We start from the raw sequence: 12,995 nt of genomic DNA, 5'->3' as shown, positions 1-12,995 counted from the left end.
TGCCCATCATTTCCCGAAGGGCAGCTTTTTGTGGTGTATCTTTTTTTCTTGCCATAAAATAAACCTCCAAACTGGTAAGTTTATCTTACATCAGTTTGAAGGTTTACACAAACTTTGGGATACTCCCTAAAATTATCAAATGGCGGTGTTGCACATTTATAGTGCAACACCGCCATTTACACTCATATAAGCTCGATAACAATATCTGTGGGGCTGGTCCAAGTGACCTTTACCTTGTCACCCTCTTTTGCTCCCGTATTATAATACCAATCGCCAATTGCTTTAAGATTATTGTCGCCAGCAAATTGTTTTGCAAATCGCCAATCTGCCTGATTTCCTTGAGCTCTCAAAATACATCTAAAACTACCATCAGCCGATACACAATTAAACAAATTTTTACCCCAAATATCTTGATGGTTTGTTCCATGAGGATTTAAGAGATTAAACCTATAGGCTTCACTTGCAGGAATTTGAATGTATCCTTCTCCGTAGACAATTCCTCGACTATCAGTATGACGATACTCTCCCCATTCAAGGTGAGGTCTTTTAATTGTTACAATATATGAATCACCTGTGTTTGCCATATTAAACATCTCCTCGTTTTACATTTGGAAGGATTGCTCCCTCTCAAAAAATATTTGATAATGAATTTTTATATAACACTTTGTTTTGTCCCTAATGCTTATTTTTATTGATGGATCAATTTGAAGAATTTACCGCTGTTCTTTTGTTAGGATTTGCGAAATAACAATATGTCTATTTTCATCAAATGTGATTAAATATCGATCAAATAGAGCGTCGTGCATGACACATAACAGCAGTCCATTGTTTTCATCCAGCCTTTCGGCACTTATTGCTTCAGCTCAAAGCTTTATATGGCTACCAACCAACAACGGTTTACTGTCAAGACCGCATATTGCATATTGAGAGCCGTATTTATGTAAGAGTTTTTTCTTGAAGTATTCCTGGTCAACTCGTGCTTTTGCTAGGATACTTTTTTCTGTTTCTCTCAAATTGTTATTTTCATACAACAAACTTAAGTAAGCACTGATTTCCTGCTTATCCTGTTCATCAAAACATTGTCTGATATATGAAAATAATTCGGGATAGTTTGCCGCCTTGTATGCTCCTTGAATAGTGGTTTTTATCAAATGCTTTTGGCGAAGCGCCTCAATAGAAAGCATATCTGAACCTATTTTGGATTCTAATCTCAGCCGAACTCTATCTTTTTTAACATTAAATTCGTCTGGATTGTCCCAAAATTTTTGGTCAAATATCCTCTTATCCTCATCAACTTGGGAACAAGTACAAACAGTCTTGTACATGATCCGTGAAAACGGTTTTCCAACATATATGTATACTATATCTCCTTCTGCAATCTCAAAGCCAGACTTCACCCAATCAAGATATGCAAACGCCTTAAAAGTCCCAATTACATCGTATTTTTTGAGATTTGCCGTTCTTATCCATTCCATAAGTCTTTACTTCCTATACCTCAAGATGAGAAATCCATATAATATGTTTCTTCGTCGAGTTTAATAAAAATAACATCTGTTCTACCGTATCTGTCAAGATCTTCCCGTGTTACAAATGCTCCATTGGCTAATCCTAAGCGATTACGAAAATATTCTCCTAAATCACTGTTTCTGGCTGGAGTAGTAATGGCTTTGTTGTTCTGCTGTTCAATACGCAGAATCAATTGATGTCTGTCATCTGTGATTGCTGTAAAGTGACGTTTTTCAAGAGGAAAAAAACCACTTCTCGCAATTTTGGTCGGCAGTGGGATATATGCCTCATTCGGGTTTCGTCCTGGTCGCTGTCCCCAGTTCAAGCCAGACCGAGTGCCTGGCTTTCCAGTTCGTGTGACCAAACTAAGGGTAATAGTTTCATATCGTTCTTGGGTAGCATTAATACCATCAATAAGCATATTTTCGCGATCAAGAACAGGATGGGCAGGGTGAATCTGCACATATTCTTCTATTTCTGAATGATGGGCATAGATACTGCGGTCTATCAGAGACTGATAGTAATTCATAGCAGTTTTAGGATCGCAGTTAATCATAAGCTCTTGTCGATGATGACCAACAAAGGAGCTTTGGACAAAATTTGCAGAACCTGTAAAGGCAATTTTAGGGATACTATCCTTTGCCCAAATAAACAGATTAGAGTGAACAGATGGTAGATCGTAGATATAACTGCACTCTAGTTTTGAAATTTCCTGCGGCTTATCATCACGGATCAGCTGAACAAACCCTTCATGCACACTTACACTGATGCCGTCAAATGGGACCATACCTACCATCAAAGAGATCTTTATAGGTGAATTAGTTTTATGATATAAATTTTTTATGTACCAAGACAGCATAGTAGGAGTAGCATATCCTGATATAATGTAAAGTTCATTGACATCCAGCTCAAGAGGGTCAAACAGTACAGATTTTGATATATCTGTGGTAATCATGGATTTAAACCACTCCTTTCTTTCAATACAATTCAATACGATTGGAAAAGAACACATTTATTATTTCTTTAACAGCTTTTTGAACAAAGATATAATCGAAGATGAGATACTTATTTTTTGATTTACATCTATATTTTCGATTAAAGTTTTATTCATATTAAGTTTCTCTGTTGAATGAATTTGTGAAGTTGTTTGACCAGTATATGGATTTTCAAATTTTTCCGTCAGTGATTCAGGGGGCTCTTGTTCAGTAATGTATGCCACAAGATGGTTTAAGTGTTTGTATAGATCAGAAAACTGAATGCCGAAGTTATCTGCCTGGAGAATAGTATGCGTTCCAGGAAGCAAATCACCCTTATGAAGTGTATGAGTAGTCTGGATGCCTGTTTGAAGTTTTTTAGTGATAGAGCTCCCTCATAGCAGGCAGACCCTGTTGGTCGGTCCAGTGTACGGTCCCAAGCTACAGAAAACATAACATATAGATGTGACAGATTGTTGTCTCGCTGGCGGAAATTAAGTTTATTCCATTCAATCAGCAACCAATGTCCACCTTTTCGTGTCCCTTTGACATCAATTCTCCATCCATTGATTACAGCATCCTGGCTGTCCCACTGACCACGCGGATAATAATTGAAATCTAAAGGTACATCAATGCCATAGTTTTCCTTCATCATCTTGCTGAATGCCACTTCTGCAATTTTTCCGATTAAGTTGTCCCTAGTAATTTCACTAGTGCTGCGGGCTTTCGTGCTTTTCTGTCCAAACTCAACAGCCTGCTGATTAGATGCACTTTTTTGTGAAAATTCTATACACTGCGCTAGTTCGTCTTGAGAAAGATGGATATTTTTTACATTTAACATATATTATCCGGTATATCAATGGTATCATTTGACATACCTGTTCCTCCTTTCTTTTCGGAATACGCGATAGCACTTTTTACAGCTTCAACACATTCATCAAGGTGTTTTTTTATCTGCCATTCCCAAAAACGAAGGACAACCCATCCATCTTTGTTGAGCTGCTGTGTGACGTTCTTATCTCTCGCCATGTTCCTTTCAATTTTAGGAATCCAGTACTCTTGATTTGATTTAATGCGTTGCTTGCGATTTTCCCAGTCATAGCCATGCCAGAAATCTGAATCACAGAAAACTGCAATATGGTATTTAGTAATAGCTATGTCTGGCTTTCCAGGCAGTTTTTTATAATTTTTTCTATACCGGATGCCCTCATGCCAAAGGGCTTTTCTTAGGCGAAGCTCAATGCTTGTATCCTTGCTTTTAATTGCCTGCATATTCTTCCGACGTTGTTCAGGGGTTAAATTATCCATAATCTGTACACTCAATTAGAGGATTCTTCATCAGAAGCCTTAACATCATAATAAACAATATTGCCGGGAAGTTTTATATTAGGAATCCAAAGTTCTTTCCCTCCCCAGCCCTTGCGTCCAGTTACCTTATACATGGTAAGCACAACATAATCTGTAAAAGAACCGCCAAGATTCCAGTCATTAGGAGACAGCAGGGCACCTGTTCCTTTGGCAACATCTCTATTTCTTCGAACAATTAATATACCTTGTGCTGAAGGTTTATCAGCAAGTATCATATCAATCACTGAAACAAAGCTGGATATATCGAAGTCATCATCAGATGTTATATGGTTGAATATTTCCTTCATCAGTCTCAGGCTTACTTGATAAAATGCTTCCTTTTCATCAAAGGAGGAAAGGAATTTATCCAGGTATTCAATTGTATTGTTGCCTGGATTGAAAGGATAGTAGTTTGTTCCACCAGAAAGCGTAAATACTTTTTTATTGTCAAGCACAGCTTCACGGGTTGGGTTGAGACCATCAGGATAATAAATTTTAATGTTTTCGGTGCCTTTTTCAATCTGGGCGATAATAGAATTATTGGTTGCATTTATATCGGAAAACAATTTGTATAGAGGTTCATCAATGTAAACTTTCATCATCCCTGGATCACGGTCATAGCCAAACATTCGGCTGTGCTGCCACATGGTATCTGCCTGCGGGTTTTTACTAGTTCTTGTATAATAGATTGTCTGCAGAGCAGGGAATGTTACTCCGCGACCAAGTGTGTTTCCGCCAATTACTATATTGGAACCAGTAGAGTATTCTGAACTGTCTATATCATGTTTTCCATTCATTACTAGAACTTTAACCTCATGGTTTTGCAATAGTTTTTTTACAATTTTAAAAACAGTATCAAAATCAGCTTTTAATGACTTCTCTGGGTGAATTTCGTTATAAGCATTTTTTAATTCTGTTCGAAACTCATCATCGATATGTTCTAGGCACCATGAAAGCTCTGCCTGCATAGCTTTTTCGTATTTGCTATGAACTGCCTGCCTTACGCTTGGGTGGATCAGACAGTTGCAGACTTTTCCTCCGGAGGCAAGGAGTTGTCCAGAAACAGCAAGATGGTGAACTGCTACGTTGTGCTCAGGTTTGGATATATCTTCAAGAAAGGTGATGCAGTCAGCAGTTTTGTTTTTAGGAAAGAAAAAATCTCCCCCAAGATATCCATCTCCTGGCTCAAAGTAATAGGTAAAGTATGGATGCCAGCCGGAAGCTATAGTCTGAAGAAAAATTGCCTGCGGTGTTCCGGTGACTTGAAGGTAGATGCTGCTGGATGCTCCATTTTTTATAGAGTCCAAATATTTGTTGATAGATGACTGACGCCCTTTATTTACAAGTGTATTAAGAGAAGCAGCATCTGCCTCATCATCAATAATAAACAGTGGGTTCCCTCTCATAAACCCAGTAGATGCAAATACATTTGCCCACAGTCTGAGAATACGATAATTCTTTTTTAATACGATAATTGTCGGTACCATAAGACTGTTTTTGATAAACAGTCCAGAATCATTTTCGCCACAAACACAAAATCCTGTTAAATCAACTTTGACACGGTCCAGTGTCTGTTGCTGCAAGACTACATTATCTGTAGTGAGAAGGACAAAAACAGGGAACCCAAGATCAGCAGCTTTACATATAATTCCAAACATCTGTCCAGTTTTTCCAGATTGGACATTGCCAAATAAAAGTCCGATTTCGTGACTGAAAAACGAAAAGTTCTTAAGATGTTGTGTGCCGACATCTTCAGCAGTTTTAGAGATTGATTCTGCAAGTTTTGGATTTCCACGATCAGAAATGGTTTTTAAATATGTTTTCAAATACTGCATTATGCTTCATCTCCCTTATCACTTGAAGCTGCTTCAAATGAAAGAATCCATACATCCAGCATATTGCCTTCTTCATCTTCCATTTTTTGATTTGTTTTAGTTAACACCAGAGTATCACATCCGTATGCTGCAAGCATTTCTTTTGTGATCATACCGGTGCGGTTAACATCAAGCTGAGTATCATTTACTGGTGTAACCAAACCGGCGGCTGCCAATCGTCCTTTAATCCAGCGTCCTAGAATTAATTCGTCACCTACTGCACTAAATTGTTTGTTTCCATCGCTGGTTGTATGTGCTTTAAAAGTATAGCTGTCATCAGTTATGACATAAAAAGGAACATTCTTTTCAGGGTATCCTTGAAGAAGAGTGATTTTTTTGCTGACAGTAAATTGAGTTTCATACCAGTCACGTGATTTTCTAGCACTTCGAGGGGCGGCATAGCTTACATTTAAATTTGATTTTGTATAGTGCTTTCCATCATCCATGTGCCTTTCCGCAAAGGCTGGAACTTTAATTGGCAGGTTGAATGAAATGTTTGTTTTGTGTTTTTCAAACAATTCCACTTGCGTCTGTGGAAGTTGATCCACAGTGTCAACCCCAGTTAGAGAAACATTTACTTCTCTAATCAATGTCATGTCTGTAATTTCATCAATTCGAGAAGAACAAGCAGGACTGGCTAATTTTCGGATCAAAGCAGCAATTTCTCCACATTCAAAAGGGTCAAAAGTAACAGCAGAAACTTCATACTGGCGAAGATTAGATGCTTCCTTTTTGATAACTCCTAAATTTGCAGAACCAATAATAGCAGATTTTGCTTGCTTGTTTTTATAGAAAGCATAGAGTTTGCCATGATACTTGAAGGCACGAATCATACGGATTTCTCCAATACCATCATTAACCCATTTTTGATTAAGATCAATAGCAGCGTGATACATCGATTCCGGCATTCCTTCTACATAATACATACCAATTACCAGCAGGATGTGCTGGATATTATTAAATCTGACAATATGGTCAAGTTCTTCAAGAGATGCCTTAGAAACATAACCTACAGCAATTTCTATTGCATCTGAAGCAGCAGCTTCACTATTAAAACAGTCGCAAACCGTTTTTTGATTTTCTTCAATTCCAAGCGGAAGAATGTTAGAGTACAGCAGATTCATCTGATGACCTCCTTATAGGTGATTTCTTGTTTATGTAATTTCTTTTAGACTTAGAGAATATACACTATTTCATAGTCAACTGAAAAACAGATTTGAAGCACACGCTTAGTTCCAGTTATTCTTGAAAATTCTGCCTGATGCAGTACAGGCTATACTGTGTGAATTTTTTATATCATTTTAAAAAGTATATAGTACTGTTTTTAATTATTGCTAGTAGATTTTATAATTTAAAATTAATTTATTGTAATAATTATATCAAAAATACAAATAATAAACAATCAACTGTGATTAAAACTACAAAAAGCCTGAAAATGAAAAGCAAATATTTTGAGAAATAGGTGATGGATACTTGAAATAAACCAAATATAAGTCATTATTTTAAATTCATTTGAGAGAGATTATAAAAAATTTTTTGATAATTATATATCTGTTTCAGTTTGTTTTTTATGTAATTAAAAAGTTTAATAGTATCTTTTGTCGAACAAAACTCACATCTAATCGAGCTGGTTCTACAATTTTTTTCGATATATTTCAGTATTATAGATTTATAAAAAGTTGGAAAAGGTCGTGATTAACGTAAGGATGCGATTTTTTATGGATTTACATATAAAAATGAAGGCAAAAATTATGAATACATAAAAAATATTGGAAAACAGTATGCATTTTATGTAAATGGAAAATGCCGTGATTTTTGTATGGGAAAATCTATTCAATATCCATACATTGATCTCTTCGATAGTATATATAAAACAGCTGTGCAAAAAAGCAAATCTCAGTTTGAGGTTTGCTTTTTTTGTTGCAAAAACAGGTGCCGATCACCGCCAGCCTCTGATTTAAATTTGCCGCTAAAAAACAAATTTGAATCGGAGGAATGGATTATGAAAAACGATAGAAAAAAATACTTTATAAAAATTCAAGGCGTATTGGTAGAAGTAACTGATGAAATATACATAGCCTATTACGGAATGGAACGCAAAGAGAAATATTTGATAGAAAAAGATAAAGCCCATGGGCTTTTGCATTACGACAGTTGGGATTCCCAAGAAGCGAATGGAGTTGACTTTATTAGAGATAATACAATAAATGTCGAAGAAGAGGCCTTAAAGAATATAGCAGTGCTGGATATTTGGTCATATATTGCTCAAATAGAGGATAAATACCATATATGTGAAGGGATAGCAAATGGAAATACAGAGAAAGAAATTGCAAATAAAGCTAATGTAACACAACAGGCAATCCATAAGAATAAAAAAAAGGCTTTAAATAGTCTAAAGAAAATAATTGAAAAAAATTTTTAAAATTGGTTGTTAAAGGGTATGTTTTTTCGGCTTATAAGTGAGGGGGTTTTTCTTTCCTCAATGCACATTGAAAAATTCATACCCAGCAATATAAATACGTTACTCTGTTTCGCCTGAGAAGGACAAGCAGTACCATGCAGTGCGCTATGACGATTCGTTACAACAGAACGTGAAATAAACATATTTTTGAGAGAGGTTGGTTGGTCTGTAATACATAATCCGAGCGATTTTGCTGTATGGGCATGATCTTTTGGCAGGATCAAATGCCATGACCGGAACAGAGCCACAATGATACTTCTGCCGAGTCCCAGACATCGCAAGGACGGCAGCCCGCATGACGGGGGAGGTGAAAAACCTATGTGTGCAGCCAAGCACAGTTTATATTGCTGCCCAATGTCGGGGAAGTAGTGTCAAATACGGCAAATTTAAGTCAGAACAGTGTGCCGCTATTAAGCGGCACACATTTGTGACTTTTTATCAGAGAAAAAGTGGATCTTTGATAAAAGGTCATAAATATGAAAATAGTCATTATGGAGGAATTTATATGTCAAAAGATCAGATGCAAAAGGAAATCAGATATCAGCTTTCTAAAGAGTTATTGACAAGAATGCTGTTTCGAAATTTGATTATAGAAGAAGAATACTACAGAATAGATTGTTTGAATCTGCAAATTTTCCAGCCGTCAGAAGCCAAACTTTATGAAAAAATAGTAGATGTGTCACTGAAAAACAGGTATCCTTTGCTTGAAAAAGGGAGATACCATGGAAGAAAAAGTAAAGCTGATAGATATTACAGCTAATGAAACGGAACATCAAAAGCCCAAAAACGTCTGCGCTTATTGCAGAGTCAGCACAAATATTCCATACCAGAAAGGCTATTATGAATCCCAGTTGGAGTATTATGAAAACATGATTCGTAGCAAAGCTGGCTGGAATTTCGCAGGTATCTATGCGGACTATGGTAAAAGCGGAACAAAGCAAAAAGGCAGAACGGATTTTATGCGTATGCTGGAAGATTGCGAAGCAGGAGAGATTGACATCATCTGTACGAAATCCATATCCAGACTTGTCAGAAACACAGTGGAATGTATCAAGGTTGTCAGGGAACTTAAGAAAAAACAAATCGATGTGTATTTTGAGAAAGAATTCATACACTCTCAGAAAAAGCGAATTGCTACTTTACATCTATTCGTCTGTGGCACAGGCGGAATCAGAAAGCATTTCCTCGAACCAGAATTGGAGCATACAAAAAAGATTTTTGAAAGGTACCTATATACTGCCCAATCCAGCATATGGCTATTATACCAATGAAAACGGATTGCTGGAGCTGGATCAGAAGCAGGCAGCTGTTGTTAGATTTATATTCAACGAATATCTGGAGGGAAATGGAATATGGCAGATTGCTAAAAGCCTGAATGAACAAAAAATACCAACAAAAACAGGAAAGGCGGCATGGTTAGGCGGAGCCATTTATATCATTCTGAAAAACAGTATCTATACAGGGGACTTGCTTCTCCAGAAAACATACAGCCAAGATACTGTACCATTTGTTAGAAGAAAAAACCATGGGGAGTATCGTTAGATACTGATTGAAAATGACCACGAACCAATTGTAACACATGAAGAATACGAAGCCATTCAAAGGATGCTGAAACAAAAATCCAACAGAACAAAAGAAAATCAAGAGAAACAGATAGAAGAAATATCGAAATTTAAAGGAAAAGTTATCTGTGGTATCTGCGGCTCCTTATACAATCGTCAGGCGAAAAAAGACAGAACAGGCAAAAGCAATGTCACGTAGAGCTGTGCAAGACGCATACAAACAAAGGACTTATGCGAAAATGACATTATTAAGGAAAGCCTGTTGGAGCAATCATTCATAACTATGTGGAATAAGCTGTCAAACCACTGCGATGAGATACTGGTACCACTGATGAATGAGCTGGAGCAGTTGCAAGCAATACCTATGATTCAGAAGCAGTTGGAGCAATTAGAAAAAGCAAGTACAGGAACAGAAAAAGCAGAGAGAGATTCTCAGCCGCTTGGCAAGTGGAGAGATGATCGACTCTGCTTTTTATATGGAGCAACAAAGTGTCATGAGAAAAGGCTGATGGAATACCAAAAGGCAAAGGAACAGTGTCTTCGTAAATCCAGACAGAGAAAAGAACTGACACAAACCAAAGAACTGATCAAGCAACTCAAAAAAGGATCACAGTATCGGGAGGCATACGACAAGACATTATTCCAAGCAATCATAAAGCAGATTATTATAAATCCAAATGAGCTGGTCTTCCAGCTAAAAAATGGGTTACAGCTGACAGAAAGAAGGGAAAAAGAATGAACGGAAAAGTAACAGTTTATGGTTATCAATTTATAGATGGGATGCTGCAATCCGACGAGAAGCAAAGCAGAATCGTACAGGAGATTTTCAGGGTATATAACAGCGGTGTTCCAGTATCCAGATTGAAAGACCATATTGAAGGACTGGAAATCAACCGAGTTAGACTCAGCGATATGCTTAGTGATAGAAGGTATCTGGGAAACGAGAACTTTCCAAAAATCATTGATAAGGAATTGTTTGAAGCCGTACAGCAAAGAAAAAAAGAACGACGCAAAGCCATTGGCAAGGAACAGCCCTATATCTACAATTAAGAGCAGTTTCTGCTGGGAAATAAAATGAAGTGCGAAGAATGCGGCAGTGCGTATCACTGCTACAAGCATGGAGAGTTGCAGAGATGGGACTGCTGCAAACGTCTGGTAAAAGGCAGAGTCACCTGTAGAAATCAGCATATACAGGAAGAGCAGGTCAAGGAACTGTTTATGCAGGCAGTAGGGAATTTGGAAAAACATCCAGAACAGATTCGAAAAATCACTGTGTACGGAAGAAAAAAATTTTCCGCTTACAGGCAGCAGAGCATGAAATAGAGCTTCTCAAAAATAACAGCGACCATAACATAGATGAATTGCTGAATCTGATATACAAAAGAGCATCATTGCAGTACGAAGATACAGATGCTGGTGGAGCAGCATACTACACACAGAAAATAGAAGACTTGATTCAGCAGTACAAAGAGCAGCCGGAAGAAAAAACATTCAATAAAGATTTATTTGATGCCATCATTGAAGCCATTACCATATACAAAGACGGCAGAGTGGTATTCACACTGAAAAACGGAGCAGCGATGACAGAAACATTATGATGAAAAAGAAAGGGTGCATATTATGGGTATTACATATGAACGAAGAGTTCAAGTTATTCCACCGAAGATCAATATTCATACAGCAAAAAAACAGAAAATAAAACGAATCAATGTTGTGATATACTGCAGAGTCAGTACCGCACAGGAAGACCAGGAAACCAGTTATGAAGCACAGGTGACATACTTTACCAAGCTAATTACAGAAAACCCCAGTTGGCAGTTAGCTGGAATATATGTAGATGGTGGTATCTCTGGAACCGATATGAAAAAAAGGGATAACTTCAATGCCATGATGGAAAGATGCCTGCAAAAGGATGGAGATATCGATCTGATCCTAACAAAATCTATCAGCCGATTTGCCAGAAATATAGTTGACTGCCTATCCTGTATTCGAAAACTGAAAGAGCGAAATATCGCTGTCTACTTTGAGAAAGAACATATCAACACGTTGGAATCTACAGGTGAACTGCTGATTACCATACTCAGCAGCCAGACACAGGAAGAAAGCCGAAACATCAGTGAAAATGTGAAATGGGGCTTAAAACGTAAAGTATGAAAAAGGAGAGGTACTGGTTAGAAGAATGTTTGGATATCAAAAAGGTATAGACGGACAGCTACATATCATCCCAGAAGAAGCAGAAACAGTCCGCTTGATTTACGGAAAATATCTGGAATGGGAAAGCCTGAACAGCATTGCCTGTATGCTGAAAGAAAAGGGTATCAAAACTATCAGGGGCAATACGCAATGGAATGTAAATTCAATCCGTACAATCAGCATATCGGTGACACCATGGCACAAAAGGCATTTAAAACAGATTATCTAACCAAAGCACGAAAAGAAAATCAAGGGGAACTTCAAAAATATTATGTGAAAAATGACCATGAAGCGATCATACCAAGAGAAGTATTTTATAAAGTCCAGGAAGAACTGCACCAGCGTGCAAATATATATAAGAAGTCCAGTAAACAGGAAACAGAATCAAAGGGAAAGCATAGCGGAAAATACGCCTTGTCCAAGATCACGGTCTGCAAAGAATGCGGCTGTGAGTACCGCAGACAAATCTGGTCTAAGTATGGGAAAAAGAAAGCCGTATGGAGATGCGAAAACAGGCTGAGAAATGGGACAAGATACTGCAAGGATTCCACCACCATAGAGGAAAGCGTATTACATAGAGCTGTGTTGCACGCCATCAATCAGGTTCTTGAAAACAAAGATGACTTCGTCCAGACATTCATAAAAAATGTAGTTACAGCACTGACGCATGGTACAGAGGATTCCGAATATGCCAAAGAAAAGAAAAAACTGCAAAAAGCAATGGCAAGAGCTGATACAGCAACAAGCCCAGCAGAACGGCGATAAAACCGCCTTTGAGGAACGTTGTCAAGCGATTACAGCACAGATAGAAGCATTGGAAATGAAGCAGATCAAAGCAACAAGTAGAGGCGAAAATGGCAGGAAGATGGAAGATATCGAGAATTTTCTGGACAAAACAAACTGCGTACTGACAGAATACGATGATAAACTGGTGCGTTAGCTGATTCAGAATAGTGGACTATAGTCAATAAAGTGGACACAATTTATAAAGAAAAGTGCCGAGTACAGCTGCTTAGTGCTGTGCCCAGTACCATTCTTCTTTTTCATTTGGTGTCATCATTCCGAGAGAACTATGCGG

The 12,995-nt window shown here is 37.6% G+C and carries 19 protein-coding genes; 11 read left to right on the top strand and 8 right to left on the bottom strand.

Translation table 11 applies throughout. The features are described 5' to 3' along the window. Nucleotides 1-182: 182 nt before the first annotated feature. From INF29_RS12480 to INF29_RS12445, 8 genes are all read right to left on the bottom strand, one after another. A complete protein-coding gene (locus tag INF29_RS12480) occupies nt 183-584 on the bottom strand; it encodes a hypothetical protein (RefSeq protein ID WP_193486956.1) in 402 nt (133 codons plus the stop codon). A 129-nt stretch (nt 585-713) separates the two neighbouring features. Further along, nucleotides 714-839 carry an HNH endonuclease gene (locus INF29_RS15255; protein ID WP_207728172.1) on the bottom strand — a complete coding sequence of 42 codons (126 nt, stop codon included), beginning with the start codon at nt 837-839 and terminating at the stop codon, nt 714-716. A 24-nt stretch (nt 840-863) separates the two neighbouring features. After that, the gene (locus INF29_RS12470) at nt 864-1,475 is read right to left on the bottom strand and encodes a hypothetical protein (RefSeq protein ID WP_193486952.1); all 612 of its coding nucleotides are present in this window, start codon (nt 1,473-1,475) and stop codon (nt 864-866) included. Nucleotides 1,476-1,495: 20 nt separating this feature from the next. Beyond that, nucleotides 1,496-2,461, bottom strand: coding sequence for a restriction endonuclease PLD domain-containing protein (locus INF29_RS12465; RefSeq protein ID WP_193486950.1), 966 nt, complete (start codon nt 2,459-2,461; stop codon nt 1,496-1,498). A 272-nt stretch (nt 2,462-2,733) separates the two neighbouring features. Beyond that, a complete protein-coding gene (locus INF29_RS12460) occupies nt 2,734-3,321 on the bottom strand; it encodes a hypothetical protein (protein WP_193486948.1) in 588 nt (195 codons plus the stop codon). After that, entirely contained in the window at nt 3,315-3,788 is a 474-nt protein-coding gene (locus INF29_RS12455) for a very short patch repair endonuclease (RefSeq protein WP_193486946.1), read from the bottom strand. The genes INF29_RS12460 and INF29_RS12455 overlap by 7 nt, the downstream gene beginning before the upstream one ends. An 11-nt stretch (nt 3,789-3,799) precedes the next feature. Beyond that, on the bottom strand, nt 3,800-5,662 hold the full coding sequence (locus tag INF29_RS12450) for a Z1 domain-containing protein (protein WP_193486944.1): 1,863 nt from the start codon (nt 5,660-5,662) through the stop codon (nt 3,800-3,802). Then, nucleotides 5,662-6,825, bottom strand: a complete 1,164-nt coding sequence (locus INF29_RS12445) for a restriction endonuclease PLD domain-containing protein (protein ID WP_193486942.1) — start codon at nt 6,823-6,825, stop codon at nt 5,662-5,664. The genes INF29_RS12450 and INF29_RS12445 overlap by 1 nt, the downstream gene beginning before the upstream one ends. A gap of 878 nt (nt 6,826-7,703) precedes the next feature. Here INF29_RS12445 and INF29_RS12440 point away from each other — a divergent pair. The 11 genes from INF29_RS12440 to INF29_RS14965 all read left to right on the top strand — a co-directional run bounded on the left by INF29_RS12440 (nt 7,704) and on the right by INF29_RS14965 (nt 12,682). Further along, nucleotides 7,704-8,123 carry a hypothetical protein gene (locus INF29_RS12440; RefSeq protein WP_193486940.1) on the top strand — a complete coding sequence of 140 codons (420 nt, stop codon included), beginning with the start codon at nt 7,704-7,706 and terminating at the stop codon, nt 8,121-8,123. 361 nt (nt 8,124-8,484) lie between these two features. Continuing rightward, a complete protein-coding gene (locus tag INF29_RS14840; RefSeq protein ID WP_243184170.1) occupies nt 8,485-8,922 on the top strand; it encodes an SHOCT domain-containing protein in 438 nt (145 codons plus the stop codon). Next, the gene (locus tag INF29_RS14835; protein WP_243184169.1) at nt 8,885-9,433 is read left to right on the top strand and encodes a recombinase family protein; all 549 of its coding nucleotides are present in this window, start codon (nt 8,885-8,887) and stop codon (nt 9,431-9,433) included. Before INF29_RS14840 ends, INF29_RS14835 begins: the two co-directional genes overlap by 38 nt. Next, on the top strand, nt 9,381-9,704 hold the full coding sequence (locus tag INF29_RS14830) for a recombinase family protein (RefSeq protein WP_243184168.1): 324 nt from the start codon (nt 9,381-9,383) through the stop codon (nt 9,702-9,704). Before INF29_RS14835 ends, INF29_RS14830 begins: the two co-directional genes overlap by 53 nt. A 351-nt stretch (nt 9,705-10,055) precedes the next feature. Then, a complete protein-coding gene (locus INF29_RS14825) occupies nt 10,056-10,463 on the top strand; it encodes a hypothetical protein (RefSeq protein WP_243184167.1) in 408 nt (135 codons plus the stop codon). Further along, entirely contained in the window at nt 10,460-10,774 is a 315-nt protein-coding gene (locus tag INF29_RS14820; protein WP_243184166.1) for a recombinase family protein, read from the top strand. Before INF29_RS14825 ends, INF29_RS14820 begins: the two co-directional genes overlap by 4 nt. A 9-nt stretch (nt 10,775-10,783) precedes the next feature. After that, a complete protein-coding gene (locus INF29_RS14815; protein WP_330608331.1) occupies nt 10,784-11,047 on the top strand; it encodes a zinc ribbon domain-containing protein in 264 nt (87 codons plus the stop codon). 68 nt (nt 11,048-11,115) lie between these two features. Next, nucleotides 11,116-11,322, top strand: coding sequence for a hypothetical protein (locus INF29_RS14810; protein ID WP_243184164.1), 207 nt, complete (start codon nt 11,116-11,118; stop codon nt 11,320-11,322). Between the two features lie 115 nt (nt 11,323-11,437). Beyond that, a complete protein-coding gene (locus tag INF29_RS14805) occupies nt 11,438-11,878 on the top strand; it encodes a recombinase family protein (protein WP_330608330.1) in 441 nt (146 codons plus the stop codon). 25 nt (nt 11,879-11,903) lie between these two features. Next, on the top strand, nt 11,904-12,146 hold the full coding sequence (locus INF29_RS15250; protein WP_272872660.1) for a recombinase family protein: 243 nt from the start codon (nt 11,904-11,906) through the stop codon (nt 12,144-12,146). Continuing rightward, on the top strand, nt 12,068-12,682 hold the full coding sequence (locus tag INF29_RS14965) for a recombinase zinc beta ribbon domain-containing protein (protein WP_272872659.1): 615 nt from the start codon (nt 12,068-12,070) through the stop codon (nt 12,680-12,682). The genes INF29_RS15250 and INF29_RS14965 overlap by 79 nt, the downstream gene beginning before the upstream one ends. Nucleotides 12,683-12,995: the final 313 nt, after the last annotated feature.

Source organism: Anaerotignum lactatifermentans (assembly GCF_014982935.1).
GTDB classification, from domain to species: domain Bacteria; phylum Bacillota; class Clostridia; order Lachnospirales; family Anaerotignaceae; genus Anaerotignum; species Anaerotignum lactatifermentans.
The sequence above is the reverse complement of the archived record's forward strand: the minus strand, read 5'-3'. Positions and strand labels throughout refer to the sequence as shown.